Annotated in this window: 24 protein-coding genes, 1 pseudogene and 2 riboswitches; of the genes and pseudogenes, 18 read left to right on the top strand and 7 right to left on the bottom strand. The window is 71.7% G+C overall.

The features are described 5' to 3' along the window. Window positions 1-13: 13 nt before the first annotated feature. Together G6N10_RS05445 and G6N10_RS05440 are read right to left on the bottom strand one after the other, a co-directional pair. Window positions 14-1393, bottom strand: coding sequence for a rhodanese-like domain-containing protein (locus tag G6N10_RS05445; RefSeq protein WP_085094737.1), 1380 nt, complete (start codon window positions 1391-1393; stop codon window positions 14-16). Between the two features lie 103 nt (window positions 1394-1496). Then, window positions 1497-2579, bottom strand: coding sequence for an FHA domain-containing protein (locus G6N10_RS05440; protein WP_085094739.1), 1083 nt, complete (start codon window positions 2577-2579; stop codon window positions 1497-1499). A 325-nt stretch (window positions 2580-2904) separates the two neighbouring features. Between G6N10_RS05440 and G6N10_RS05435 the strand changes: the two genes are divergently transcribed. Continuing rightward, window positions 2905-3198, top strand: coding sequence for a WhiB family transcriptional regulator (locus G6N10_RS05435; protein WP_085094741.1), 294 nt, complete (start codon window positions 2905-2907; stop codon window positions 3196-3198). A 55-nt stretch (window positions 3199-3253) separates the two neighbouring features. On the opposite strand, the gene G6N10_RS05430 is transcribed toward G6N10_RS05435, so the two are convergent. Together G6N10_RS05430 and G6N10_RS05425 are read right to left on the bottom strand one after the other, a co-directional pair. Beyond that, complete coding sequence (locus tag G6N10_RS05430; protein WP_085094743.1) at window positions 3254-3979, bottom strand: hypothetical protein; 726 nt, start codon at window positions 3977-3979, stop codon at window positions 3254-3256. A gap of 108 nt (window positions 3980-4087) precedes the next feature. Beyond that, complete coding sequence (locus G6N10_RS05425) at window positions 4088-4876, bottom strand: hypothetical protein (protein ID WP_133055110.1); 789 nt, start codon at window positions 4874-4876, stop codon at window positions 4088-4090. Window positions 4877-4892: 16 nt separating this feature from the next. On the opposite strand from G6N10_RS05425, the gene G6N10_RS05420 reads away from it, so the two are divergent. Next, window positions 4893-5804: an SDR family NAD(P)-dependent oxidoreductase gene (locus G6N10_RS05420; protein ID WP_179962817.1), complete on the top strand. Its 912-nt coding sequence runs from the start codon at window positions 4893-4895 to the stop codon at window positions 5802-5804. Here the strand turns inward: G6N10_RS05420 and G6N10_RS05415 are convergent. Together G6N10_RS05415 and malQ are read right to left on the bottom strand one after the other, a co-directional pair. Continuing rightward, window positions 5801-6208 (bottom strand): hypothetical protein, encoded by a 408-nt coding sequence (locus G6N10_RS05415; protein ID WP_085094747.1) that lies wholly within the window; start codon window positions 6206-6208, stop codon window positions 5801-5803. The two genes, G6N10_RS05420 and G6N10_RS05415, sit on opposite strands and share 4 nt — an antisense overlap. A 129-nt stretch (window positions 6209-6337) precedes the next feature. Continuing rightward, window positions 6338-8509 carry a 4-alpha-glucanotransferase gene (gene malQ, locus G6N10_RS05410; RefSeq protein WP_085094845.1) on the bottom strand — a complete coding sequence of 724 codons (2172 nt, stop codon included), beginning with the start codon at window positions 8507-8509 and terminating at the stop codon, window positions 6338-6340. Window positions 8510-8593: 84 nt separating this feature from the next. Between malQ and G6N10_RS05405 the strand changes: the two are divergent. The 6 genes and pseudogenes from G6N10_RS05405 (at window position 8594) to G6N10_RS05380 (ending at window position 14952) form a co-directional block, all read left to right on the top strand. After that, window positions 8594-9798, top strand: a pseudogene (locus tag G6N10_RS05405) (MFS transporter). A gap of 30 nt (window positions 9799-9828) precedes the next feature. After that, window positions 9829-10791 (top strand): sterol desaturase family protein, encoded by a 963-nt coding sequence (locus tag G6N10_RS05400; RefSeq protein WP_085094749.1) that lies wholly within the window; start codon window positions 9829-9831, stop codon window positions 10789-10791. A gap of 37 nt (window positions 10792-10828) precedes the next feature. Then, a complete protein-coding gene (locus G6N10_RS05395; RefSeq protein ID WP_085094847.1) occupies window positions 10829-11311 on the top strand; it encodes a cation:proton antiporter regulatory subunit in 483 nt (160 codons plus the stop codon). Between the two features lie 5 nt (window positions 11312-11316). Then, window positions 11317-12483 (top strand): cation:proton antiporter, encoded by a 1167-nt coding sequence (locus G6N10_RS05390; protein WP_163742238.1) that lies wholly within the window; start codon window positions 11317-11319, stop codon window positions 12481-12483. 154 nt (window positions 12484-12637) lie between these two features. Next, entirely contained in the window at window positions 12638-13225 is a 588-nt protein-coding gene (locus G6N10_RS05385) for a LysM peptidoglycan-binding domain-containing protein (protein WP_109750462.1), read from the top strand. A gap of 236 nt (window positions 13226-13461) precedes the next feature. After that, entirely contained in the window at window positions 13462-14952 is a 1491-nt protein-coding gene (locus tag G6N10_RS05380) for an FAD-binding protein (protein ID WP_085094755.1), read from the top strand. Window positions 14953-15343: 391 nt separating this feature from the next. Here G6N10_RS05380 and G6N10_RS05375 read toward each other — a convergent pair whose 3' ends face one another. After that, complete coding sequence (locus G6N10_RS05375) at window positions 15344-17266, bottom strand: ABC transporter ATP-binding protein/permease (protein WP_085094757.1); 1923 nt, start codon at window positions 17264-17266, stop codon at window positions 15344-15346. A 149-nt stretch (window positions 17267-17415) separates the two neighbouring features. Between G6N10_RS05375 and secA2 the strand changes: the two genes are divergently transcribed. The 10 genes from secA2 (at window position 17416) to G6N10_RS05325 (ending at window position 25760) form a co-directional block, all read left to right on the top strand. Further along, entirely contained in the window at window positions 17416-19839 is a 2424-nt protein-coding gene (gene secA2, locus G6N10_RS05370) for an accessory Sec system translocase SecA2 (RefSeq protein ID WP_263993617.1), read from the top strand. A gap of 13 nt (window positions 19840-19852) precedes the next feature. Continuing rightward, window positions 19853-20431 (top strand): CDP-alcohol phosphatidyltransferase family protein, encoded by a 579-nt coding sequence (locus tag G6N10_RS05365; RefSeq protein ID WP_085094759.1) that lies wholly within the window; start codon window positions 19853-19855, stop codon window positions 20429-20431. 1 nt (window position 20432) lies between these two features. Next, on the top strand, window positions 20433-21344 hold the full coding sequence (locus G6N10_RS05360) for a DUF881 domain-containing protein (RefSeq protein WP_085094761.1): 912 nt from the start codon (window positions 20433-20435) through the stop codon (window positions 21342-21344). Window positions 21345-21359: 15 nt separating this feature from the next. Next, on the top strand, window positions 21360-21692 hold the full coding sequence (locus tag G6N10_RS05355; protein ID WP_085094763.1) for a small basic family protein: 333 nt from the start codon (window positions 21360-21362) through the stop codon (window positions 21690-21692). Continuing rightward, window positions 21634-22509 (top strand): DUF881 domain-containing protein, encoded by an 876-nt coding sequence (locus tag G6N10_RS05350; protein ID WP_407663969.1) that lies wholly within the window; start codon window positions 21634-21636, stop codon window positions 22507-22509. The genes G6N10_RS05355 and G6N10_RS05350 overlap by 59 nt, the downstream gene beginning before the upstream one ends. 57 nt (window positions 22510-22566) lie before the next feature. Then, window positions 22567-22962, top strand: coding sequence for a glycine cleavage system protein GcvH (gene gcvH / locus G6N10_RS05345; RefSeq protein ID WP_085094767.1), 396 nt, complete (start codon window positions 22567-22569; stop codon window positions 22960-22962). A gap of 170 nt (window positions 22963-23132) precedes the next feature. Continuing rightward, window positions 23133-23579, top strand: coding sequence for a glycogen accumulation regulator GarA (garA, locus tag G6N10_RS05340; RefSeq protein WP_085094769.1), 447 nt, complete (start codon window positions 23133-23135; stop codon window positions 23577-23579). Continuing rightward, window positions 23579-24313, top strand: coding sequence for a transcriptional regulator FtsR (ftsR, locus tag G6N10_RS05335; protein ID WP_085094771.1), 735 nt, complete (start codon window positions 23579-23581; stop codon window positions 24311-24313). The genes garA and ftsR overlap by 1 nt, the downstream gene beginning before the upstream one ends. Window positions 24314-24400: 87 nt before the next feature. Then, on the top strand, window positions 24401-24898 hold the full coding sequence (locus G6N10_RS05330) for a bifunctional nuclease family protein (RefSeq protein ID WP_085094773.1): 498 nt from the start codon (window positions 24401-24403) through the stop codon (window positions 24896-24898). A 268-nt stretch (window positions 24899-25166) separates the two neighbouring features. Beyond that, entirely contained in the window at window positions 25167-25760 is a 594-nt protein-coding gene (locus G6N10_RS05325) for a MerR family transcriptional regulator (protein WP_085094775.1), read from the top strand. Window positions 25761-25832: 72 nt separating this feature from the next. Next, a riboswitch (glycine riboswitch) is annotated at window positions 25833-25930 on the top strand. Between the two features lie 2 nt (window positions 25931-25932). Further along, window positions 25933-26042, top strand: a riboswitch (glycine riboswitch). Window positions 26043-26079 lie beyond the last annotated feature (37 nt).

Genomic DNA, 26079 nt, shown 5'->3' with positions numbered 1-26079 from the left:
GCGTGCTGGTAGCTCAGGCGCTCTGGATCTCCTCGTTCCACGCGAGATAGCCGCCGAGGATATCGCTGACGTCGGTGAAACCGCGCTGCCGCAGCACGCTGGCCGCCACCGAAGAACGGTACCCGCCGGCGCAGTACACCACGGTGGGCCGGTTCGGGTCGAGTTCGCCGAACCGCTCGGGCAGTTGCCCGACCGGGATGTTGACCGCCCCCGGCACCATGCCGTCGGCCACCTCGCCCGGGTTGCGGACGTCGACCACCTGCAGGTCGTCGATGTCGCGGGCGCGTTCGCCGAACTGCTGGGCGGTGAGCCGGGAGGCGTGCTGCACCTCGTCGGGGTGGGCGAGCATGGTCATCCGGGGATGGTTCAGGTAGCCGATCACCCGGTCGAAACCGATCCGGGCCAGCCGGTTCTTGCCCTCCAGCTCCTGGCCGCGGTCGATCAGCAGCACGATGTCCACATCGTGCGGCACGATCGAGCCGGCGTACTCGGCGTAGCGGCCGTCCAGTGCGACGTTGACCGACCCGCGCAGGTGCCCCTGGGCGAACTCCGCGGGATCGCGGCCGTCGATCAGGATGGCCCCGTCGGCCATGGCCGCCCGGATCTGGTCGTACTCCATGGCCTCGGGCAGCTTGGTTTCGTCGAGCAGCGGCCGGTCCTTGCGGTTGAGGACCGCGTTGTAGACGAAATAGCTGGGCGCCGGCGGCTGCCCCTCGGTGACCAGCTGCATGAAGGACGACCGGTCGGTGGCCCGCAGCGCGTAGTTGGTCGCCTTCTGCTCGCCCATCGTCGAGGACAGCTCGGTCGAGAGGTTCTTGCCGCAGGCCGACCCGGCGCCGTGGGCGGGGAAGACCCGGGTGGCGTCGGGCAGCGGCAGCAGCTTACTGCGCAGCGAGTCGTAGAGCTTGGTGGCCAGCTCATCGCGGGTGAAGCCGATCGAGGCCAGCAGGTCCGGGCGGCCGACGTCGCCGATGAACAGGGTGTCACCGGTCAGCACGCCGTAGGGCACGGTGTCCTCGGGGTGCTCGTAGACCACGATGCTCATCGACTCGGGGGTGTGGCCGGGGGTGTGCAGGAACTCCAGGGTGACCTCGCCCAGCGAGTGGCGCTGCCCGTCGGCGACCGGCAGGTGGTCGAACTCCGGCTCGGCGACCGAGGAGTAGACGATCTTGGCGCCGGTGGCCTCGGCCAGCTCGAGGTGGCCGGACAGGAAGTCGGCGTGGAAGTGCGTCTCGATGACCAGTTCGATGGTCAGGCCCAGCCGCTCGGCATCGGCCAGGTATTCCGAGATGTCGCGCTGCGGGTCGACGACGACGGCGCGGCCGGTGGTTTCGTCGGCGACCAGGTACGACGCGTGCGACAGGCAGTCCAGGTAGTACTGAATGAACTTCATGCTCTTTCGACCTCCGGCTAAATGCCTAGGGGGGTATCAGTTGTTGTTGGTGAATATACCCCCACAGGTATTTTTTTGCCAGTCGGCCCGGGTGGCTCCGGGGTCACCCGCCGAGCTGCTCGATGAGCGCCTCCAGCGCGCCCCGGGCATGCTCGGGCACCGGCCTGCCGGCCTCGGCGGCGTCGATGACCGAAACCGGCAGCCCGGCGGCCAGCGCGGTGTCCTCCGGGGTCAGGCTCGCCCGGCGCCGCGCGGCGTAGAGCCGCAGCCCCATCGGCGCGCCCGCCGCCGCGGCGACCCGGGTGGCCAGCTCGTCGTAGTGGCGACGAACCGCGCCAAGGGCGATGACCAGCGCGGGGGTGCCCGGAGCGTTCTGCGCGGCGTCGGCGGCGACGGCCTGCAGGTTGCGCAGGTCGGCCAGGATGGCACCGGCGCGGGCCGGGTAGTCGGCCGCACCGGGGTCGGGCAGCGACTCCGCGGCGCTCTCGATGCTCTTGAGCGCCAGCTGAATGGTCTGGGCGATCAGCGGGGTGGCCACCGCGGTGGAGATGACCCGGGTGGACTCCTCGTCGGGCGAGGTCGAGCCGTCCCGGATCTCGGCGATGGACCCGGCCGGCCACTGCAGCACCGACTCGAGCCGGGCGCGGGTGCTCTCGTGCGGCCAGCTGCGGCCCTTCTCAAAGGCGATCAGCGCCCCGGCGTTGATGATCTTGTCCCGGGCCAACCCGCGCTGGGTCAGCTCCAATTCGCGGCGGCGGGCCGCCACTGCGGCGCCGGCCCGGGCGATGTCCGCGTCGATCTCCTCCTCGCCGAGGGTGTGCTCGCCGGAACCCTCGCCCGGGTGGCGGTGGTTGACCAGGGCGAACGTGACGGCCAGGCCGTCGGCGTCCCCGAGTCGCAGGGTCATCCCGTCGGTGATCGCGACGGACTCGCGCCGGGTGCCGTCGACGAACATGCCGTTGCGGCTGTTGTCGATGGCCACCCAGTAGCCGGCCTCCGGTCGCAGTCGGACATGGGTGCGCGAGAGCCAGGAGTGGTCCAGTCGCAGCACCGACGACGGGTCGCGGCCCAGCGTCACCTCGCCGCGTTCCGGGCCGATGGTGGCGACCTGGTCGTCGCACCGAATGGTGAGGGCGGGGGTGTGTCCCGGTCCGGACCGATCACGCAGGCCTGCCGTGCTGTCCATGGTCTGACGCGCCTCCCGCTACACCTTGCTACGCATATATCGAAGTAGTTGCAGCATAGCGGGTGGTGAACTGGCCGGACAGTGCTACGAAATCTGGCCGTCGCTGCACCCTTTTCATCGCTGCTTTCGGCTTGTCGACCGGCTCATGCCGGCCTGCTATTGCCATAACACTGCAGTTCGGAGGTGTTTTTGTCGGCGCCGAAGCGGCGAAGCGGAATTCTGTCGCAGCGCTACGGCGCAAGACTGTTGCACTGCTACGGTTTTATGTTAATCTCGTAGCACAGCGCGCACCGCCGGTGCGTCACAAGATTTTCAGGAGGTCCCGATGACCGCAGCCGTGCCGCTCGAACTGAACCTCGGTCTGTGTGCGACCGATCCGGACCGCTGGTTCGACGCGCCCGACGATGAGGCGAAGGCCATTTGCCGGGCCTGCCCGCGCCGTTGGCTGTGCGCCCGTGACGCGGTGGAGGCGCCCGGCGCGGAGGGCCTGTGGGCCGGAGTCTTCGTGCCGGAGAGCGGCCGCGGCCGGACCTTCGCCCTCAAGCAGCTGCGCAGCCTCGCCGAGTTCGGCGGGTACCCGGCGCGCAGCACCGGACGCCGCATCCCCAGTGGCGACTGACCGCGCCGTGGCTACCGGGGGAGTTGCTCCCGGTGGCGCGGGCTGCCGGGTGAGGTCACCGGGTGGCCTCGTCGTCGGGAGTCTGTCGCAGCCGGCTCAGCACGGTCTGCAGCATCTCCGGATCCGACACCGTCGGGGAGTCGGTGTCCGGGTCGATCTTGGTGATCCGGTGCAGTCGCCCGCCGCGCCACAGGTACAGGTCGGTGCTGATCGGGCCGGCGTTGCGATCCCGCTGCCGCCGGCATTCGCGGGCCATCGCGTCGATCGCGCCGACCAGTGTCCGCACGTCGGTGGGCCGGTGCACCAGCAGCACGGTGGCCGCCGGGGCGCCCACCAGTAGCCAGTCGTCGGGTCGCAGCGGCGCGCTGGCCGGATCCAGCTCGGCCAGATGGCCGTCGGTCATCGTCGCCGGGTCGAGGATCTTCGATCCGATGAACGGCGCCTCACCCCGCAGCAGCAGAAACTCACCGGCCCGCCGGTTGCGCCGCTCCACGCTCAGGATCGGTGCCGCCGCGGTGTTGCGGCGGCCGGCCCGGCGCAGCCGATCCAGCCGGGCCTCGCTGAGGCCCGCGACATCGTCGGTGCTCAGGTAGCGCACCCCGTCGCCCTCGGGAACGCACAGCACCTCGAACATGTCGGCGCCCACCGGCCAGGCGTAGGAGAACGACGCCCGCATCGGGGTGAGCCGCTGGGCGGGTACCACCCGGGAATGCACCCGCGGCTCCCATCCGCAGCCGCGGGGCCGGCGGCCGTCGGCGCCCAACTGCGACACCGAACCCATTGCGACCCGCTTTCCCTGCGGCGCCACCCGGCTGCGGCGCTGGTTACGACCCTACGATGCGCCGGAGGTGGTCGACGGCGGCAATTCGCCGCGGCCGGCGGGCCCGGATCACGCGTCGCGGGTCGAGTCGCGCAGGTTCAGCAGCGGCAGTCCGGTGACCCGCAGCGCGGCAACGAGATTCTCCAGCCGGGCCTTCGCCAACTCGATGCGCCAGTGCGGCAACCCGCCGCGTACCACCAGGTTGTCGGTGCCCAATTCCACGTCGCTGACCTGGAATCCGTGCGGCAGCCCGCTCAGCGGCACCGACCGCGCCGGCATCCAGGCCGGCAGCCGCAGCCGGTACTCCCGCCAGCCCAGCGCCCGCGGGCGCAGCCACAGCCCCGAACCGTGCAGTTCCGGCGCGACCTCCATCCAGCCCATCGCCGGGCGCCGCGCCCACCACAGCCGGGCCAGCCCGTCACGCCCGAGCCGGGTGGCCAGCCGCGGCTCGACGGCGGCCAGCAGCTCGGCGGCCTCGGTGCCGCGCACCTGCAGGGTCAGGTCCACCGGGCCGGCGGTCAGCAGCGGCAGCGGGTTCGGGTGCACCCGGACATTGCGGAGCACCACCTCGGCGCGTTCGAAAACTCTTCCCTGCCACTGGATGTCGGAAATCTTCAGTCGCAGGTCGCCGAGCCGGCCGGCGGCAAGCAGGGTGGGTGCGACCGGGACGTCGAACCGGTCGATCCGCAGCTGCAGGTCCCCGGTGTCCAGCGCCACGGTGACCCTCCGCCCGGTCGCCAGCAGGCTCGCGGTCGACAGCAGAGCCTGATACGCCGTGGCGCCGGTGGCCGAGGCGGCCCAGCGCATCGGCCACGGCGGCCGGGGCAGCCAGGGGAACCCGAGATCGGGAATCACCATGGCAGTATTTCAATTCATGCCCAACTCCGCTGCCCCCGGTGCCGATTGCGCGCCGGAACCCCTGCTGTCCGGCCGCGCGGCGATCGTGGTCGGCGGCACCCGCGGGGTCGGCCGAGCGGTCACCGAGCTGCTGGCCCGGCTGGGGGCCGCGGTGGTGGTCAACGGCCGTGACCCGCAGGCCGTCGACGAGACCGTCGCCGCGCTGACCGACGCCGGGCTGGGCGGCATCGGCCTGGCCGGATCGCCCGCCCAGGAGTCGACGGCCGCCGCGCTGGCCGACGCCTGCCTCGACGCGCACGGCCGCATCGACATCCTGATCAACTGCGCCGGGGTCGCCGAACCGCTCGGTTCGTCGATCCTGAACATCAGCACCGCCGAGTTCGACGAGCTGATCGCCGCGCACCTGGGCACCGCCTTCCAGATGTGCCGGGCGGTGGCACCGCAGATGGTCCGCCAGGGCCGGGGTGCGATCGTCAACACCAGCTCGTTCGCCTTCCTCGGCGACTACGGCGGCACCGGCTATCCGGCCGGCAAGGGCGCCGTCAACGGCCTGACCCTGGCGGTGGCCGCCGAGCTGCGCGAACACGGGGTGCGCGCCAACGTGGTCTGCCCGGGCGCGCGGACCCGGCTGTCGACCGGGCCGGACTACCAGGCCCAGATCGCCGAACTGAACCGGCGCGGCCTGCTCGATGACGTCTCGACGGCCGGCGCGCTGGATGCCGCACCGCCGGAGTACGTGGCGCCGACCTACGCGTATCTGGCCAGCGACCTGGCCGCCGGGGTGACCGGACAGATCCTCATCGCCGCCGGCGGATTCGTCGGCCGGTTCGACCGGCCGGTGCCGTCGATCCTGGCCTACCGCGACCACCACGACGCGCCGCCGTGGACCCCGGCCGAACTGGCCGCGCTGATCGAGAAGCGCTGCTAGCCGACCGGGACCGGGACGACGGTCACCGTGCCCGCGCCCGGGGTCGGCCGGCTTGCGCCATTGCCGTCGGGCAGGCCCGGCATCGAGCCGCCCTGGGGCACCAGCCGGTGGGTGTTGGGTGCGGCGGGCTGGGTCTGACCGGGCGCCAGGTTGCAGTCCAGTCGCAGCCGCTGCATCCGCCCGGCGGCGGTCTGTTCGACCACCATGCACTGCGATTGCGGCAGGTCGTGGCCGATCGCGCCGCCGAACTGGGCCTTGTAGCCCTGGCTCTTGAGGATGGCGCTGGCCGTCGCGAAGGTTTCCCCGACGACGTCGGGCGCCTCGGCGGCGGCCGAGCCGGTGCCGAGCACCGCCATCGCGACGACGGCAGCGCAGCCACCGGTCAGTAGGGCGATCTTGCGCACGGGACCTCCGTCGTTGTCTGCGCTGTGAAACATAACCGAGTCTGCCCGGATCGTCACCCGGACTCGGCTCGGCTAACTGTTTATTGCCGGGCGGGCGGGGAATGTTTCAGGCCGCGGGCGGCCGCCGGGTCAGCCCGGTGGCCGCGGCGTGGTGATCTCGCCGAGCACCGCGCACAGCGCCGCCGCCCGAGGATCGTCGAAGACCTCCTCCAGCAGCATCGCCGCGCCGTCCGGGCCGGCCAGCGGCATCCGCCAGTTCGGGTACTCGTCGCTGGTGCCGGGCTGATTCTGGGTGCGCCGGTCACCGACCGCGTCGGGCAGCCCGAGCGCAAGCAACCGCGACGGCGTCCGGCCCAGATAGCGGTACAGCGCGGCGATGACCTGCTCGTCGCCGACCGGGGTGGCCGGATCGGGCAGCAGGCCCACCCGGCGCAGTTCGGCCAGCCAGCCGGCCTGCTCGGCGGCCGCGGCGGCCAACTCCTCGGCGACCGGGCGGGTCAGCAGGCCCAGCGACTCGCGCAGCCGGACGTGCTCGCCGGCCAGGTATCCGGCGGTCGGCGGCAGGTCGTGGGTGGTGACCGCCGACAGGCAGTACTCCCGCCAGTGCTCGGCGTGCAGCGGACCGCCGCCGGCCCACTCGTCGTGCTCGAACCACAGGATGGAGGTGCCCAGGATGCCGCGCTCGCGCAGGTGCTCGCGCACCCAGGGGGCTACCACCCCGAGGTCCTCGCCGACCACCAGCGCACCGGCCCGGCTGGCCTCCAGCGCGACGATGCCGATCAGCGCCTCGTGGTCGTAGTGCACGTAGGTGCCCGCGGTCGGCGGCGCGCCGTCGGGAATCCACCACAGCCGGAACAGCCCGATGATGTGGTCGATCCGGACCCCGCCGGCGTGCCGCAGCGCGGCGGCGATGACGGCCCGGAACGGTGCGTACTCCAGCTCGGCGAGCCGGTCCGGGCGCCACGGCGGCTGCGACCAGTTCTGGCCGAGCTGGTTGAACTCGTCCGGTGGTGCACCGACGCTGACCCCGGTGGCCAGCACGTCCTGCAATGCCCACGCGTCGGCGCCGTACGGGTGCACCCCGACGGCCAGGTCGGTCATCAGCCCGAGCGCCATCCCGGCGCCGGTCGCCGCGGACTGGGCCCGGGCCAGTTGCTCGTCGAGCTGCCACTGCAGCCAGCGGTGGAAGTCGATCCGGGGCTGCCGGCGCGCGGCGAACTCGGCGACGGCCGCGGAGTCCGGCCGGCGCAGCGCGCGCGGCCAGTCCCGCCAGTCGTTGCCGTGTTCCTCGGCCAGCACGCACCAGAGCGCGAAGGCGTCCAGCGCGGCGCCCTCCCGGTCCCGGTAGGCGGCGTAGGCCAGCTCGCGGCCGGCGCTGCGCGGCACCACGTGGACCAGTTCCAGCGCCCGCCGCTTGGCCGTCCAGGCCGCGTCGCGGTCGATGATCTGCTGGTCGTGGAACACCCGGTTGGCCTCGTCGCGCAGCCGGGCGACCCGGCCGCGCTTGGCCAGCCCGGCGTACTCCGGGATCGCCTCCACCCGCAGGTACAGCGGGTTGCTGAACCGCCGCGACGTCGGCAGATACGGCGACGGCTCGATCCGCGGCGCCGGCTCGGCCGCGTGCAGCGGGTTGACCAGCAGGAAGTCCGCGTCGTGCCGTGATCCCGACCAGACCGCCAGGTCGGTCAGATCGGTCAGATCGCCGAACCCCCAGGACTGCCCGGAGACCACGCTGTAGAGCTGGGCGGCCAGCCCCCACACCCGGCGCGACCCGAGCCGCTGCGGCAGCCCCAGCCAGGCGGGGGTGATGATCAGCGCCGCGTCGGCCTCGGCCAGCGGCGGCTCGCCCGGTGCCCCGGCCGAGCGCAGCTGCACCCGGTGGTAGCCGGCCGGCAGGTCGGCGGGCAGCTCGAAGCTGGCCTCCCCGATGAGCCGGCCGTCCAGGTCATAGGGGCCGCTGAAGTTGTCGATCTGGCGCACGTCGTGGCGTTCGGTGCCGTCCTCCAGCCGGACCCACAGCTGGGCCGGCGCGCCGTGCGGGACGTGCGCCCACACCGTCGGCACCGACCCGGTGCGGGCAACGGTCGTCGGCGGCAGCGGTTGGGACCAGTGCCGCCGGCTCAGTGCCGCGGCGCCGGCCATCCGGTCCGCCTCGGTGCCGGCTGGGACGCCGAGCGCGCCGAGCACGGTGACCAGCGTCGAGTCCGGGACCGCGGTCAGCCGGCCGACCCAGTCGTGGTACTCGGTCGCCACGCCCAACCGTCCGGCCAGTTCGGTCAGCAGGGGATCGGGCTGCGTCATGGCGGTCATTGTGCCCCGGCGGTTGCCGGACCGCAGCCGGTGCGCGGCGGGCATGGCCGCGCGCCGCCGGGGAGACTGGCTGCCATGACCGGACCCCACCCCCGTGACCGGCGTGCCCGCATTGCCACGGCGGTGCTGTTCGCCACCAACGGTGCGCTGTTCGCCGGGTTGCTGCCGCGCTACCCCGAGCTCAAGGTCGATCTGGCGATGACGAACACGGTGCTGGGTCTGGTGGTTGCGGCCTTCCCGGCCGGGTCGCTGCTGGCCGGCCCGACGGCCGGGGCGGCGCTGCGGCGGTTCGGTTCGGCCCGGGTGGCGGTGGCCACCAGCCTGGCGCTCGCGGTGTGCCTGCTGGCCGCGGCGCTGGCACCGAGCCCGGGTGCGCTGGCCGCCGCGCTGCTGGCCGCCGGGGCCGCCGACGCGGTGACCGACGTCGCGCAGAACGCCCAGGGGCTCGACGTGCAGCGGCGCTACGGCCGATCCATCATCAATCAGCTGCATGCCACCTGGTCGGTGGGTGCGGTCGGCGGCGGTCTGCTGGCGGCCGCGGCGATGGCCGCGGGTGTGCCCCGGGGGTGCAGCTGGGCATCGCCGCGGCGGTGTTCGGGTCGCTGTGTCTGCTGGCCGCCCGGCATCTGCTGGGGCCGGACGAGCATCAGCGGGAGGCGGCCGCGACTCCGTCGGCGCCGCGGCCGGGCCGGCGGCTGCGGCCGGCCGGGGTGCTGGCCGTGCTGGCGCTGCTGGCGATCGCCGGGGCGGCGGTCGAGGATGCCGGCAGCTCGTGGGCGGCGATCTACCTGCACGACGGCCTCGGCGCGCCGGTGTCGGTGGCCGCCTTCGGCTACATCGCGCTGGTCGGCTGCCAGTTCGTCGGCCGACTGTTCGGGGACCGGCTGGTCGACCGGTTCGGTGCGGCGAACGTGGTGCGCGCCGGCGGGCTGCTGGTCGCCGCCGGGATGGGCCTGGCGCTGGCGCTGCCCGGGCTGGCCGGCACCATCGCCGGCTTCGGGGCGGCCGGGCTTGGCGTGGCGACGGTGGTCCCGGCGGCCTACCACGGCGCCGACAATGTGGCCGGGCTGCGGCCGGGCACCGGCCTGACGGTGGTGACCTGGCTGATGCGGATCGGCTTCCTGGCTGCCCCGCCGGTGGTGGGGGCGGTCGCCGACGCCGTCGGGCTGCGGTACGGCCTGCTGGTGGTGCCGCTGGCCGGGATCGTCATGGTGGCGTGCGCCGGCGTGCTGGCCCGTCGCCGGCCGACCGCTTTGGTACCGGCGGGTACCAAGGGTTAGCATTTGGGTTGCAGACGGAAAGCGGCCCCCATGATTGACCTGTTGACCCCCATCACCGACATCGCCTCGGTATTGCCCGAACAGATGCGCGACCCGGTGCTCTTTGCGGTCCCCTTCTTCCTGCTCATGCTGGTGCTGGAGTGGGGTGCGGCCCGTCGGCTGCGGCACCTGGAGTCCGACCGGACCGTGCAGATCCGCGCCACCATGCCGGAGACCGAGGCCGGCGCCGAGACCGGCCGGCCGGCGCGCGGCGCCTATCACCGCGCCGACGCCTGGGCCAGCCTGTCGATGGGCCTGGTGTCGGTGGCCACCACCGCGGCGTGGAAGGCCCTGGGGCTGTTCGGCTACGCCGCCGCCTACGCCTACCTGGCGCCCTGGCACCTGCCGTCGACGGCCTGGTACACCTGGGTGATCGCGATCCTGGGCGTGGACCTGCTGTTCTACACCTACCACCGGATGGCGCACCGGATCCGGGTGGTGTGGGCCACCCACCAGGCGCACCACTCCAGCGAGTACTTCAACTACGCGACCGCGCTGCGGCAGAAGTGGAACAACAGCGGCGAGATCCTGATGTGGCTGCCGCTGCCGCTGCTGGGGGTGCCGCCTTGGATGGTGTTCTTCAGCTTCTCGCTGAACCTGATCTACCAGTTCTGGGTGCACACCGAGCGCGTCGACAAGCTGTGGCGCCCGATCGAGTTTGTCTTCAACACGCCCTCGCACCACCGGGTGCACCACGGCCGGGACCCGGAATACCTGGACAAGAACTACGCCGGCATCCTGATCCTGTGGGACCGGATGTTCGGCACCTTCGCCCCGGAGGTGTTCCGGCCGCACTACGGGCTGACCAAACCGGTGAACACCTTCAACATCTGGAAACTGCAGACCCACGAATACGTCGCCATCGCCCGCGACGTGCGGGCGGCCCGCGGACTGCGCGCCCGGCTCGGCTACATCTTCGGCCCGCCCGGCTGGGCGCCCGCCTCCGGCGAATAACCCCCGCCGCCTGGCGGCCGGGAGCAGGATGACCGGCATGGACATCAGGGAGGTGCAGCTGCCGGGCATCGGGCTGCGCTACGAGTTCGCCACCGCCGACCGGGACCGGCTGGCCGTCATCGCCAAACGCACCGGCGACTTCGAGGTGTACCGCTACGACAACGGTGATCCCGACGCCGCCGACCCGCTGTTCCGGCTGACCGGCGAGGAGGCCGAGGGGCTGGCCCAGATCCTCGGCGCACCCCGGATCGTCGAGCGGTTCGCCGAACTCACCCGCGAGGTGTCCGGCATCGACGCCGGCCAGATCCGGATCCGGCCGGGCACCGCGTTCGTCGACCGCCCGCTGGGTGAGTCGCAGATCCGGACCCGCACCGGCGCCTCCATCGTGGCGGTGCTGCGCGGCGAGGCGGTGCTGCCCTCACCGATGCCGGCCGACGTGCTGCGCGCCGGGGACGTCCTGGTCGTCATCGGCACCGAGGCGGGCCTGACGGCCGCAGAGTTCATCCTCGACCGAGGCTGACTGCCGTGCACGTCTCGGTGGCCCTGCTGCTGCAGCTGGGGCTGGTCCTCAGCGCGTTGACGCTGCTGGGCTCGCTGGCCCGGCGGATCCAGCTGTCGCCGATCCCGCTGTACCTGATCGCCGGCCTGGCGCTGGGGGAGGGTGGGGTCGCGCAGGTCCCCGCGGCCGCCGAGTTCCTGCAGACCGGCGCCACCATCGGGGTGGTGCTGCTGCTGTTGACGCTGGGCCTGCAGTTCTCCGTGGCCGAGTTCGCCGTCAGCATGCGCAGGCAGCTGCCCTCGGCCGGGGTGGATGTGCTGCTCAACGCCGTTCCCGGGGCGGTCGCCGGCTGGCTGCTCGGGATGGACCCGGTCGGGATGCTGGCGATGGCCGGGATCACCTACGTGTCCTCCTCGGGCATGGTGTCCCAGCTGCTGACCGACCTGCGCCGGCTCGGCAACCGGGAGACCCCGGCGGTGCTGGCCGTGCTGGTGCTGGAGGACTTCTCGATGGCGGCGTATCTGCCGCTGCTGACCGTGCTGGCCGCCGGCGGCAGCGCGGCGGCCGCGGTGCTCAGCATGGTGATCGCGGTCGGGGCCCTGACGTTGGCCTTCGTCGCCTCCTACCGGTGGGGTCACCACATGGGCCGGCTGCTGGCACACCCGGACCCGGAGTTGCTGCTGCTGCGCGTGCTGGGGCTGACGCTGGTGGTCGCGGCGCTGGCCGAGTGGGTGCACGCCTCGGCGGCCGTCGGCGCCTTCCTGGTGGGCCTGACGCTGACCGGGGAGACCGCCGAGCGGGCCCGGATGCTGATGATCCCGCTGCGCGATCTGTTCGCCGCGGTCTTCTTCGTGGCGGTCGGGCTGGCCACCAACGCCGAGAAGCTGGTGCCGATGCTGCCGGTCGCGGTGGCGCTGGCGCTGATCACCGCGGTGACCAAGGTGGCCGCCGGGGGGTTCGCCGCGCGGCTGGACGGGGTGGGCCGGCCCGGCCAGCTGCGGGCCGGCACCGCGCTGGTGATGCGCGGCGAATTTTCCCTGGTGATCATCGGTCTGGTCGGCGCCACGTATGAGGTGGTGGAGGACATCGCGACGCCGTACGTGTTCATCCTGGCCTTCCTCGGCCCGGCGCTGGCCCGGGCGGCCGGGCACCCCCGGGTCGCCGGGATGCTGGGGGTGCGGCCGTCGGGTTGAGGGCGGTGGTGCGACGGGATTCGGCTCAGCTCGGGTGCAAGTCTGTCGTTTGCCCGGGCCGGTCAGTATGCTCGACCGCGGCGGTCGCGGCGGCCCGGATTCCTCCGGGTTGCCGACTGCCGCGGTAGCACACCGACAACCTATAAGGAGTGACGTGGGAGACACGCTCACCGAGGGCCAGAAGCTCCAAAAGGGAGATTCGCTGACCTCTAACAATGGCGCCTACACCCTGACCCTGCAGGACGATGGCAACCTGGTGTTGGCGGCCCGCGGCGAAGCCGTGTGGGCCTCCGGCACCGGCGGGCAGGGCGTGGTCCGCGCCGAGGTGCAGACCGACGGCAACTTCGTGCTGTACACCGCCGACAAGCCGGTCTGGCACACCGACACCAAGGGCAAGAAGGACGTCAAGCTGGTGCTGCAGGACGACCGCAACGTCGTGCTGTACGCGGCGGACGGCCCGGCCTGGAACTCGGGCACCGACACCGACGCCCCGCCGCCGGCCGAGCCCGAGGTCGAGCTGGCCGCCGCCGAGGAGTCCGCGCCGGCGCCCGCGCCGGAGCCCGCCCCCGCGCCGGCACCGGCCGCCCCGCGCACCTACACCGTGGTCTCCGGTGACACGCTGTGGGCGATCTCCGAGCGGTTCTACGGCGACGGCGCCAAGTACCAGCGCATCGCCGATGCCAGCGGCATCGCCAACCCGGATCTGATTCAGCCGGGACAGGTGCTGACCATCCCGGAGTAGTCCACCCGGTTCGCGACGGCGGTCCGGCCCCGATTTCGGGGTCGGGCCGCCGTTGTCGTCGGGGTCGCGGTTGTCGTTCCGGGCCGCTGTTGCCGTCGGGTCGCGGTTGTCGTCGGGTCGACGGTGTCACCGCGGCGATCCCGGCGCCGCCGTCGCGCCACCCGGGGCATGCTATTAGTGTCTGGACTAGTGTCCAGAATTTCTGGGCGACCCGCGATCCTCGATTGGGAGAACCCGTGAGCATGGACATTCCGGCCACCGTCAACGTCGCCGACGTATCCGAGTGGTCCGACCAGGTCGACGTGCTGGTGCTGGGCTTCGGCATCGCCGGCGGGTGCGCGGCCGTCAGCGCCGCGGCCGCCGGCGCCCGGGTGCTGGTGCTGGAGCGCGCCGCCGCGGCCGGCGGCACCACCGCGCTGGCCGGCGGGCACTTCTATCTCGGCGGCGGCACCGCCGTGCAGCAGGCGACCGGCCACCCGGACACCGCCGAGGAGATGTACAAGTACCTCGTCACCCAGGCCCGCGACGCCGACCACGAGAAGATCCGCGCCTACTGCGAGGGCAGCGTCGAGCACTTCAACTGGCTCGAAGGCCTGGGGTTTGAGTTCGAGCGCAGCTACTACCCGGGCAAGGTCGTCGTCCCGCCCGGCACCGAGGGGCTGTCCTACACCGGCAACGAGAAGGTCTGGCCGTACTGCGAGCAGGCCACCCCGGCGCCGCGCGGACACTCAGTGCCGATCCCGGGCGAACTCGGCGGCGCCAAGATGGTGATCGACCTGCTGCTCAAGCGCGCCGACGAGCTCGGGGTGAACTTTCGCTACGAGACCGGCGCCACCGCCCTGGTGCTCGACGACGACGGTGCGGTCGTCGGCGTCACCTGGAAGTGCTTCGCCGACACCGGCGCGGTCCGGGCCCGCTCGGTTGTCATCGCCGCCGGTGGGTTCGCGATGAACCCGGAGATGGTCGCCGAGTACACCCCGGCGCTGGGCCAGCCCCGCAAGACCAAGCACCACGGCATCGTCGCGCCGTACATCCTGGGCAACCCCTACGACGACGGCCTGGGCATCCGGATGGGTGTCTCGGCCGGCGGGGTGGCGCTGGACCTGGATCAGCTGTTCATCACCGCCGCGGCCTACCCGCCGGAGGTGCTGCTGACCGGCCTCATCGTCAACGGCGAGGGCAACCGGTTCGTCGCCGAGGACTCCTACCACTCGCGGACCTCGGCGCTTGTGTTGGAGCAGCCCGATCAGGTGGCCTACCTGATCGTCGACGAGGCGCACACCGAGATGCCGGCGCTGCCGCTGATCCGGTTCATCGACGGCTGGGAGACCGTCGCCGAGATGGAGGCCGCCCTGGGCATTCCCGCCGGCAACCTCGCCGCCACCCTGGATCGCTACAACGCCAACGCCGCGCGCGGCGAGGACCCCGACTTCCACAAGCAGCCCGACTATCTGGCCGCGCAGGACCACGGCCCGTGGGCGGCCTTCGACCTGTCGCTGGGCCGGGCGATGTACTCCGGGTTCACCATGGGCGGGCTCAAGGTGTCCATCGACGGCGAGGTGCTGCGCGCCGACGGCGGGGTGATCCCGGGGCTGTACGCGGCCGGGGCGTGCGCGTCGAACATCGCCCAGGACGGCAAGGGCTACGCCAGCGGCACCCAGCTCGGCGAGGGCTCGTTCTTCGGCCGCCGGGCCGGGGCGCACGCCGCCGCCCGCGCGGAAAACTAGCTGTCCGCAACCGCGGTGCGGTGGCCGCGCCGGCGGCGCTGGTTTCGCGACGGTGACACTTTCGTTGGGCCTGCTTCGCGACGGTGACGGTTTTGGTCGTGTTTTTCGGCGACGGTGACACTTTCGTTGGGCCTGCTTCGCGACGGTGACGCTTTTGGTAGGAGAATCGCGTTCTCACTGCAAAAGGTGTCACCGTCGCGAGGGATCGCTGCAAGAACTGTCACCGTCGCGCTGGAAAACAGCCATAAGTGTCACCGTCGCCGAATCGCCTCCGCGACGGTGACACTTATGGCAGTGCGGCCTCGCCGCCGGTGGCAGTGCGGCCTCGCCGCCGGCACCCCGGCCGCCGGCACCCCCGGCCGCCGGCACCCCCGGCCGCCGGTGCCCCTGCTCAGCGCTCCGCGGCCGCGTCGATGTCGTCGAGCTCCCATGCCCCGCCGCCGAGGATCCGCAGCTGCTGGCGGTGATGCTGCTCGACGGTGTCGCGGTGGCTGACGCTGACCAGGATCGTCTCCGGCAGCTCGGTGCGCACCATGTCGTAGAGCATGTACTCCAGGCCGCCGTCGAGCGCGGAGGTCGCCTCGTCCATGAAGGCCACCTTCGGCCGGGTCAGCAGCAGCCGGGCGAACGCGATCCGCTGCTGCTCGCCGGGGGAGAGCACCTTGGCCCAGTCGGCGATCTCGGAGAGGCGTTCGGCCAGCTGCGGCAGCGCCACCCGGACCAGCGTGTCGGCCAGCAGCTCGTCGGCGATGTCGCCGGGCTCCTGCGGGTAGGACACCACCGCGCGCAGGTCACCGAGCGGCACGTAGGGCAACTGCGACATGAACAGCGTGTCGTGCTCGCCGCCCGGGGCGATCATCGCGCCGCTGGTGAACGGCCACAGCTGGGCCAGCGCACGCAGCAGGGTGGTCTTGCCGGCGCCGGAGCGGCCGGTGATCACCAGCGCGTCGCCCGGGGTCAGCGTCATGTTCAGCCTGCTGATCAGCGGATCGCCGGCCGGGGTCAGGACCTCGATGCCGTCGAAGCAGACGCTGTCGTCCTCGCCGGCGACGACGGTCAGCGTCGGCAGCGCCCGGCTCTGCTCGTTGGCGACGACCAGGCCGTGTAGACGGATGATGGCGGCCCGCCAGCCGGCGAAGCTGTCGTAGGCGTTGCGGAAGAACGACAGGCCGGTCTGGATCGAGCCGAACGCCGACGCGGTCTGGGTGACGTCACCGAACTTGATCTCGCCGGCGAACAGCCGGGGCGCCTGGATCAGCCACGGCAGCGGCACGATGATCTGGCTCATCGACAGGTTCCAGCCGGTGAAGCCCATCATCCGGTTGATGTAGCGCTTGTAGTTGGCCAGCACCGGATCGAACCGGTTGCGCAGCTGGTGGCGTTCGGCCACCTCGCCGCGGTAGAACGCCACCGACTCCGAGGCGTCGCGCAGCCGCACCAGCGCGTAACGGAACGCGGCGTTGTACTTCTCGTTGTCGAACGCCAGCCGGATGATCGGGCGGCCGATCCAGAACGCGATGACCGAGGCGACCAGCACGTAGATGAACGCCGTCCAGAACACCGCCCGGGGGAAGGTGACGCCGAACAGGGTCAGGTCGCCGGCCAGGTTCCACAGGATCTGGGTGAACGCGATGACCGACGCGATGGAGGTGATCGCGCCGAACAGCAGGGTGGACTCGGCGGTGTAGTTCGGGGTGTTGGGCTGCGGGCCGACGCCGGTGGTGAAGATGTCGATGTCGGACTGGATCCGCTGGTCCGGGTTGTCGATGGAATCGTCGATGAACCGCGCGCGGTAGTAGGCCCGGCCCTCCAGCCAGTCGTCGGTCAGCTGGTCGGTCAGCCAGGCGCGCCAATCCAGCATGAAACGCTGCGCCAGGAACAGGTCCAGCATGACGCGCAGCACGTGCAGGGTGGCCAGCAGGGAGAACAGTCCGGCCAGTGACACCCAGAAGCCGTGGATGCCGGAGTCGGCGACGGCCTGGTTGCCGGCGGCCAGGCCCTGGACCGCGAGCTGCACCGACGAGTACATGTCGTTGCTCTGGTAGCTGAACAGCACGTCCAGCCGCACCCCGGCCATCACGATCAGCAGGATCACCGCCAGCCACAGCCACACCCGGGCGCTGCCCGGGCCGGTGAAGTACCCGCGGGTGACCCGCCAGAACTGCCTGCCCCAGCTGGTCAGCTTGGCGATCAGGAACAGCACGATCAGGGTGGCGACCGCCGCGATGGCCCAGGCCTCGGCGATCCAGATCAGTGACTCCCACCAGGCGTTGCCCCAGTTGATGGAGAACTCGAACGGCTCCAGATCACCCACCGGTGGTTTCTCCTGCCTTGCCGAGGCCGCCGGGGCGCGAGGGCAGCCGGCGGCGCGGATTCCTGCAGCTTCGCCGCTGCATTCGTACTGCGGCGAAGCTACCGCAGCTGGCTGGCGGTTCCGCGCATCTCCTCAAGTACGGTTGTGCTGTGGTGAAGAGTTCCAAGGCCCCCGAGAAGTCCGAGCAGCCCGAAAGCGGCGCCGAGCCGGCCGCGGCCGAGAACCCCGGCAAACCGGAGAAGGCCGGTCGATCGGCGAAATCGGGGAAGCTCAGCGGCCGGTTCTGGAAGCTGCTGGGCGCCAGCGCCGACAAGAACCTGGCTCGCTCGCGCACCGAGGTCTCCGCCGCGGCCGAGTTCGACGAGAAGGCCGCCGCCCTCGACGACGAACAGCTGGTCAAGGCCGCCGGGCTGCTGAACCTGGACGCCCTGGCCGACTCCGCCGACATCCCGCAGTTCCTGGCGATCGCCCGGGAGGCCGCCGAACGCTCCACCGGCCTGCGCCCGTTCGACGTGCAGCTGGAGGGCGCGCTGCGGATGATGGCCGGCGACGTCGTCGAGATGGCCACCGGTGAGGGCAAGACGCTGTCCGGCGCGATCGCCGCGGCCGGCTACGCCATCGCCGGCCGCAACGTGCACGTCATCTCCGTCAACGACTACCTGGCCCGCCGCGACGCCGAATGGATGGGCCCGCTGATCGAGGCGCTGGGCCTGACCGTCGGCTGGATCACCGCCGAATCCACCGCCGCCGAGCGGCGCGCCGCCTACGGCTGCAATGTCACCTACGCCTCGGTCAACGAGATCGGCTTCGACATGCTGCGCGACCAGCTGGTCGTCGACGTCGACGACCTGGTGTCGCCGACCCCGGACGTCGCGCTGATCGACGAGGCCGACTCGGTGCTGGTCGACGAGGCGCTGGTGCCGCTGGTGCTGGCCGGCACCACGCACCGGGAGACCCCGCGCCCGGAGATCGTCGCGCTGGTCGGGACGCTGGTGCCCGGCGCGGACTACGACGCCGACTCCGACCGCCGCAACATCCACCTGACCGAGGCCGGCGCGCAGAAGGTCGAGAAGGCCCTCGGCGACATCGACCTGTACTCCGAGGAGCACGTGGTGACGACGTTGACCGAGGTCAACGTCGCGCTGCACGCGCACGTGCTGCTGCAGCGCGACGTGCACTACATCGTCCGCGACGGCGCGGTGCAGCTGATCAACGCCTCCCGCGGCCGGATCGCCGCGCTGCAGCGCTGGCCCGACGGCCTGCAGGCCGCGGTGGAGGCCAAGGAGGGCATCGAAACCACCGACACCGGCGAGGTGCTCGACACCATCACCGTGCAGGGCCTGATCAACCGGTATCCGACGGTGTGCGGGATGACCGGCACCGCGCTGGCCGCCGGCGAGCAGCTGCGCCAGTTCTACGGGCTGGGGGTCTCGCAGATCCCGCCGAACACCCCCAACGTTCGCGAGGACGAGCCGGACCGGGTGTACATCACCGGCGCGGCCAAGTTCGACGCGATCATCGAGCACATCATCGAGGTGCACGGCACCGGCCGGCCGGTACTCGTCGGCACCCACGACGTCGCCGAATCCGAGGAGCTGCACGAGAAGCTGGTGCGCCGCGGGGTGCCCGCGATCGTGCTCAACGCCAAGAACGACGAGGAGGAGGCCGAGGTCATCGCCGAGGCCGGGGCGCTGGGCGCGGTCACGGTGTCCACCCAGATGGCCGGGCGCGGCACCGACATCCGGCTCGGCGGCGCCGACGTCGCCGACGACGACGCCAAGAAGGCCGCCGTCGTCGAGCTCGGCGGCCTGCACGTCGTCGGCACCGGACGGCACAACACCGCCCGGCTGGACAACCAGCTGCGCGGCCGGTCCGGGCGCCAGGGCGACCCGGGCTCGTCGGTGTTCTTCGCCAGCTGGGACGACGAGCTGGTGGTGTCCCACCTGGACCGGGCCAAGCTGCCGATGGAGACCGACGACGACGGCCGGATCACCAGCGCCAAGGCGCTGGGCCTGATCGACCACGCCCAGCGGGTGGCCGACGGCCGGATGCTCGACGTGCACGCCAACACCTGGCGCTACAACCAGCTGATCGCCCAGCAGCGCGCCATCCTGGTGGAGCGCCGCAACACCCTGCTGTCCACCGCGACCGCCCGCGACGAGCTGGAGAAGCTGTCCCCGGAGCGCTTCGAGGAACTCTCCGAGACGATGTCGGAGGACGAGCTGGAACGCACCTGCCGGCAGATCATGCTGTTTCACCTGGACCGCGGCTGGGCCGACCACCTGGCCTACCTGGCCGACATCCGGGAGAGCATCCACCTGCGGGCGCTGGGCCGGCAGAACCCGCTCGATGAGTTCCACCGGCTCGGCGTCGACGCGTTCACCTCGCTGACCGCCGACGCGATCGAGGCCGCCCAGCAGACCTTCGAGACCGCCGCCGTCGACACCGAGGAGCAGGGCCTGGACCTGTCCAAGCTGGCCCGGCCGACGTCGACCTGGACGTACATGGTGCACGACAACCCGATGCAGGACGACACCATGTCGGCGCTCAGCCTGCCCGGGGTGTTCCGCTAGTAGGTTGACCTCCATGTCCGCCCCGACGCCGGACCGTGTGCTGACGGTGCCCAACGCGCTGAGCGTGCTGCGGCTGGCGCTGATCCCGGTGTTCTGCTACCTGATGGTGGTGACGCACGCCTACGGCTGGGCGACGGCGGTGCTGATGTTCTCCGGCTTCTCGGACTGGGCCGACGGCAAGATCGCCCGGCTGATGGATCAGTACTCCCGGCTGGGTGCGCTGCTGGACCCCGCGGTCGACCGGATCTACATGGTCGTGGTGCCGGTGGTGTTCGCGCTGGCCGGGGTGATCGGCTGGCCGGTGATCGCGGTCCTGCTGGGCCGCGACCTGCTGATGGCGGCGATGCTGCCGGTGCTGCGGACCCGCGGGCTGACCGCGCTGCCGGTGATCTATCTGGGCAAGGCCGCCACCTTCTCGCTGATGTCGGCGTTCCCGCTGATCCTGCTGGGGCAGGCCGACGCGACCTGGGGCCGGGTCGTCGCCGCGATCGGGTGGGGCTTTCTGATCTGGGGCCTGTGGATGTACCTGTGGTCGTTCGTGGTCTACCTGGTGCAGTTCCGGCTGGTGTTGCGGATGCCCCGGGCGGCCTGAGATGGACGACCGCGACGCCCGGCTCGGCGGCTTCGCGCCCGGCGCCGGGCTGACCGCCGACACCCCCCGGGTGTCGCGGCTGCCGGTGCCCAACCTGCTGCGCGAGCTGCTGTCCCAGCACCTCGATCCGGGCTACGCGGCGATGGCCGCGCGCCGGGTGCGCACCGGCACCGAGCGCGGCCGGGCCGCGGACCTGGGCTGGCGGATCGTCGCCGCGCTGCTGCTGGCGGCGGTGTTCGCCGCCGCGATCGCCGCCACCCGCTCGCTGGAGCCCGGGCTGGCCGAGGCGCAGAAGGTGCTGGTCCGCGACGTGCGCGGGACCGAGGCCGACAACGACACGCTGACCGGCCAGCGCGACGAGCTGGCCGCCGAGGTCGACGCGCTGTCCCGACGGCAGCTGCGCACCGACGCCACCGGCCGCGGCCTGCTCGACGGCCTGGACGGGCTGGCGCTGGCCGCGGCGAGCACCCCGGTGATCGGCCCCGGACTGTCGGTGACGGTCAGCGACCCGGGTGCCGAGCGCGACCTCACCGATGCCGCCAAGCAGCGGGTGCCGGGGTCCCGGCAGGTCATCCTGGACCGCGATCTGCAGCTGGTGGTCAACTCGCTGTGGGCGGCCGGCGCGGAGGCGGTCTCGGTCGGCGGGGTGCGGATCGGCCCGAACGCGACGATGCGGCAGGCCGGCGGGGCGATTCTGGTGGACAACCACCCGGTGTCCAGCCCGTACCAGGTGCTGGCGATCGGGCCGCCGAACCGGCTGCGCGACGACTTCGAGGCCGGTCCCGGGCTGCTGCGGCTGCGGCTGCTGGAGGCGTCCTACGGCGCGTCGGTCGACGTCGGCACCGCCGACGGGCTGAGCCTGCCGGCCGGATCGGTGCGCGACATCCGAGTGGCCCGGGCACTGGGGCCGTGACATGATCGGTGACCGATGATCGGTATCGCAGCGCTCGTGGTCGGAATCGTGATCGGCCTGGTGTTTCATCCCAGCGTGCCCGACGCCGTCCAGCCGTACCTGCCGATCGCGGTGGTCGCGGCCCTCGACGCGGTCTTCGGCGGCCTGCGCGCCTACCTGGAACACATCTTCGACGCCAAGGTGTTCGTGGTGTCCTTCGTGTTCAACGTGCTGGTCGCGGCCCTGATCGTGTGGGTCGGTGACCAGCTCGGGGTGGGCAGTCAGCTCTCCACGGCGATCATCGTGGTGCTTGGCATCCGGATCTTCGGCAACGCCGCGGCGCTGCGGCGCCGGCTGTTCGGGGCGTGAGGACGCCGTGACCGACACCCCCGAGAGCCCCGAACCAGACAGCCCAGACACCCCCGAGAGCCCCGAACCAGACAGCCCAGACACCCCCGAGCTCGAAACTCCCGACACCACCGCGGCCCCGCCGCGCCGGTCCGGGCGGCTGTTCGGTCTGCTGGCGGCGCTGCTGTGCCTGCTGCTGGGCATCGCGATCGTCACCCAGGTGCGCCAGACCGAGTCCGGCGACGCCCTGGACACCGCCCGGCCCGCGGACCTGGCGGCGCTGCTGGGCTCGCTGCAGCAGCGCGAGGCCACGCTGAACACCGAGGTCGCCGAGCTGCGCCGGACGCTGGCCGCGCTGCAGGCCTCGGGCAGCTCCGATCAGGCCGCCATCGAGAACGCCCGGGCCCGGCTGGCGGCGCTGTCGATCATGACCGGCACCGTCGGCGCCGGCGGGCCGGGCGTCACCATCACCATCACCGACCCGGCCAAGGGGGTGTCCCCGGAGGTGCTCTTCGATGTCATCAACGAGCTGCGCGCCGCCGGCGCCGAGACCATGCAGATCGACGCCGGAGCCACCTCGGTGCGGGTCGGGGTGGACACCTGGGTGCTGGGCAACCCGGGGCAGCTGCAGGTCGACGGGATGACCCTGACGCCGCCGTACTCCGTTGTGGCCATTGGTGATCCGCCGACGCTGGCCGCGGCGATGAACATTCCGGGCGGGGCCTCCGATGCGGTGGAGCGGGTCGGCGGCGCCATGACGGTGACCCAATCGACCTACGTCGAGGTGCCCGCCTTGCGGCAACCGAAACAACGCCAATACGCTCAGCCCGTCAAGTGACAGCCCGGCCGTCGGGCTGACCCGGTCCCCGCGTCACCGACAGAGAGCGAGCACACCGTGAGTGAAATCCCCGCCGATCTGCAGTACACCGTGGAGCACGAGTGGGTGCGCCGCGCCGGCGACAACATCATCCGGGTCGGTATCACCGACTACGCCCAGGCCGCGCTCGGCGACGTCGTCTTCGTGCAGCTGCCCGACGTGGGCGCCGAGGTGACCGCGGGGGAGGCCTTCGGTGAGGTCGAGTCGACCAAGTCGGTGTCGGACCTGTACGCCCCGCTGACCGGCACGGTCGTCGCGGTCAACGCCGACCTGGACGGCAGCCCCGATCTGGTCAACTCGGCCCCCTACGAGGCGGGCTGGCTGCTGGACCTGGAGGTCGCCGACGACGCGTTCGCCGCGGCCGGCGACACGCTGTTGGACGCCGACGGTTACCGCAACACCCTGAGTGAATGAGTGATTGCTAGGGTTGGCATCCGGCCCGATCCCGGTTCACCCCAACGGATTCCTCGCCGTTTCACCGCACTGGCCACATCGGACGGCCGTCGCACGGTAAGTTCGAGTGCGCAGGGTGACGGCGGGAAGCCACCGGCGATTACGCCACAGCAGCCAGTAAGGAGCAGCGTGTGACGGACTACAACGACGACACCTCCGACGAGGTGTCGGTGGAGACCACCTCGGTCTTCCGGCAGGACTTTCTCAAGGAGCTGGACGCTCCGGCCGCCGGCAGCGGCGAGTCGGCCGTCTCCGGGGTCGAGGGACTGCCGGTCGGCTCGGCCCTGCTGGTCGTCAAGCGCGGCCCCAACGCCGGATCCCGGTTCCTGCTGGACCAGCCGGTGACCTCGGCGGGACGCCACCCCGACAGCGACATCTTCCTCGACGACGTCACGGTCAGCCGTCGGCACGCGGAGTTCCGGCTGGAGAACGGCGAGTTCCAGGTGGTCGACGTGGGCAGCCTCAACGGCACCTACGTCAACCGCGAGCCGGTGGACTCCTCGGTGCTGAGCAACGGTGACGAGGTGCAGATCGGCAAGTTCCGACTGGTGTTCCTGACCGGCCCCAAGACGGACTAGTGACAGCACCCGATACTCCCGGAATCCCCGGGATGTCGATCGGTGCGGTGCTCGCCGAGCTGCTTCCGGACTTCCCGGACGTCACCGTCTCCAAGATCCGGTTCCTGGAGACCGAGGGGTTGGTGACACCGGCGCGCACCGCGGCGCGGTACCGCCAGTACACCGCCTACGACCTGGCTCGGCTGCGCTACATCCTGACCGCGCAGCGCGACAACTACCTGCCGCTGAAGGTCATCAAGGCCGAGCTGGACGCCCAGCCGGACGGGGAACTGCCCGCCGCGGCCACCAGCTACGGGGCGCCCCGGCTGGTCGGCGCCGAGCCGGCGGTCCCGGCCCGGGTGGTCCGGCTCAGTCGGGAGGACCTGGTCGAGGCGTCCGGCATTGCCCGCGGCCGGGCCGAGGATCTGTTGACCGCGCTGACCAAGGCCGGCGTCATCACCCCGATCTTCAAGGGCCGCGGCGCGGTGCTGTTCGACGAGCACTCCGTGGTGATCCTGCAGTGCGCGAACGCCCTGGCCGACTTCGGCGTCGAACCCCGGCACCTGCGGGCGTTCCGCTCGGCCGCCGACCGGCAATCGGACCTGATCGCGCAGATCGCCGGCCCGCTGGTCAAGACCGACAAGGCCGGCGCCCGGGACCGGGCCGACGACCTGGCCCGCGAGGTGGCCGCGCTGGCCATCACCCTGCACACCTCACTGATCCGGTCGGCCGTGCGCGACGCGTTGCAGCGCTGACGTGTTGCCGCGCTGACCGCTAGACTCGGCGGTGCTGTTCCTGGCACGGTCGCGACGTCGCTGCAAGCATCCGGAGGGCGGACACTGATGGGTGAAGTTTTGGTGGTCGGCATCCGCGTCGAGCAGCCGCAGAATCAGCCCGTGCTGCTGCTGCGCGAGGCCAACGGGGACCGGTATCTGCCGATCTGGATCGGCCAGTCCGAGGCGGCGGCGATCGCGCTGAAGCAGCAGGGTGTCGAGCCGGCCCGGCCGCTGACCCACGACCTGATCCGCGATCTGATCACCGCGCTGGGGCATACCCTCAGCGGCGTCCGGGTGGTCGACCTGCAGGAGGGCACCTTCTTCGCCGAGCTGGTGTTCGACGACGGCGAGGTCACGGTGTCGGCGCGGCCCTCGGACGCGGTGGCCATCGCGCTGCGGGTCGGGGTGCCGATCCACGTCGAGGAGGCGGTGCTGGCCGAGGCCGGCCTGTTCATTCCCGACGAGTCCGACGAGCAGGACTCCGGCCCGGTGCGCGAGGACGAGGTGGAGAAGTTCAAGGAGTTCCTCGACAGCATCTCCCCGGACGACTTCAAGGCCACCTGAGCGACGCGGCCGGCCGGGCGACCGGGCCGCCGGGTTGCGCGGGCGTAACGGAACCGTCTCAACTCCCGCGCCGGGCCCGACACGCCCGGCGGGACGGCGGCGCGATGCGGTGCGGCGGCCATACTGATCACCGTCGGCCGAACCCCGAATCCCCGCGGGAGATTGGGCGGTTCGGTCGGACGACAAGCGTATGCTTTGAACACTCGGGCTGCCTGGCCCGGACGCGGGTGACGCGACCGGACCGGCACGATCGGCGAGAGGAACCACGGTGGGCGAAGAGCCACGTCAGGGGCAGCTGGATCTCGGCACCTCGCACGGTGCGGCCGTACAACCCGGCCTGTTCCCCGACGACTCGGTGCCCGACGAACTGATCGGCTACCGTGGGCCCAGCGCCTGCCAGATCGCCGGCATCACCTACCGCCAGCTGGACTACTGGGCGCGCACCTCGCTGGTGGTGCCCTCGATCCGCGGCGCGGCCGGCTCGGGCAGCCAGCGGCTGTACTCCTTCAAGGACGTCCTGGTCCTCAAGATCGTCAAGCGGCTGCTGGACACCGGCATCTCGCTGCACAACATCCGGGTCGCCGTCGACCACCTGCGCCAGCGCGGGGTGCAGGACCTGGCCAACATCACGCTGTTCTCCGACGGCACCACCGTCTACGAGTGCACCTCCGCCGAGGAGGTGGTGGACCTGCTGCAGGGCGGTCAGGGCGTGTTCGGCATCGCGGTGTCCGGGGCGATGCGCGAGCTCACCGGCACCATCGCCGACTTCCCGGGCGAGCGCGCCGACGGTGGCGAGGCGATCGCCGCCCCGGAGGACGAGCTGGCCTCGCGCCGGCGCGGCCGGGACCGCAAGACCGGCTGACCGCGGCGCCGGGCGCCCCGGCTTCGGGTGATTCGCGGTGGTCGCCGCAGCCCGGGTAAACTGGCCGGGCATCGCCCGTGCGCGGGAGAGTTTCGTGACGGCCAGTCACGGACGCCGAAGGAGCAACACCTCTCCGTCAACCTCTCAGGCCCCCGGACCGCGCCCGACCACGATGCCTCTGGAAAGCGGCGGCCCTGCCCGCCCGCCCATGGGGAAAGGCCCGCCCGCAGCGGGCCGAATCTCTCAGGCGCCCGGTTGCGGGTGGACGACAGAGGGGGAGGAGCGCCGGTTCTTCGGCGTATCCGTTGTCCGCGAGGAG

The organism is Mycolicibacterium fallax (assembly GCF_010726955.1).
Taxonomy (GTDB): domain Bacteria; phylum Actinomycetota; class Actinomycetes; order Mycobacteriales; family Mycobacteriaceae; genus Mycobacterium; species Mycobacterium fallax.
Note: the sequence above shows the minus strand (reverse complement) of the source record. Positions and strands in the feature narration are given on the sequence as shown.

Bases quoted from the DNA above. Each gene is read 5' to 3' on its own strand.
- G6N10_RS05425 (WP_133055110.1), bottom strand. From the start codon at position 4,876: ATGGTGATTCCCGATCTCGGGTTCCCCTGGCTGCCCCGGCCGCCGTGG.
- malQ (WP_085094845.1), bottom strand. From the start codon at position 8,509: ATGACGCAGCCCGATCCCCTGCTGACCGAACTGGCCGGACGGTTGGGC.
- G6N10_RS05355 (WP_085094763.1), top strand. From the start codon at position 21,360: ATGATCGGTATCGCAGCGCTCGTGGTCGGAATCGTGATCGGCCTGGTG.
- G6N10_RS05435 (WP_085094741.1), top strand. From the start codon at position 2,905: ATGACCGCAGCCGTGCCGCTCGAACTGAACCTCGGTCTGTGTGCGACC.
- G6N10_RS05440 (WP_085094739.1), bottom strand. From the start codon at position 2,579: ATGGACAGCACGGCAGGCCTGCGTGATCGGTCCGGACCGGGACACACC.
- G6N10_RS05420 (WP_179962817.1), top strand. From the start codon at position 4,893: ATGCCCAACTCCGCTGCCCCCGGTGCCGATTGCGCGCCGGAACCCCTG.
- G6N10_RS05430 (WP_085094743.1), bottom strand. From the start codon at position 3,979: ATGGGTTCGGTGTCGCAGTTGGGCGCCGACGGCCGCCGGCCCCGCGGC.
- G6N10_RS05395 (WP_085094847.1), top strand. From the start codon at position 10,829: ATGGACATCAGGGAGGTGCAGCTGCCGGGCATCGGGCTGCGCTACGAG.
- G6N10_RS05400 (WP_085094749.1), top strand. From the start codon at position 9,829: ATGATTGACCTGTTGACCCCCATCACCGACATCGCCTCGGTATTGCCC.
- G6N10_RS05365 (WP_085094759.1), top strand. From the start codon at position 19,853: ATGTCCGCCCCGACGCCGGACCGTGTGCTGACGGTGCCCAACGCGCTG.
- G6N10_RS05330 (WP_085094773.1), top strand. From the start codon at position 24,401: ATGGGTGAAGTTTTGGTGGTCGGCATCCGCGTCGAGCAGCCGCAGAAT.
- G6N10_RS05360 (WP_085094761.1), top strand. From the start codon at position 20,433: ATGGACGACCGCGACGCCCGGCTCGGCGGCTTCGCGCCCGGCGCCGGG.
- G6N10_RS05445 (WP_085094737.1), bottom strand. From the start codon at position 1,393: ATGAAGTTCATTCAGTACTACCTGGACTGCCTGTCGCACGCGTCGTAC.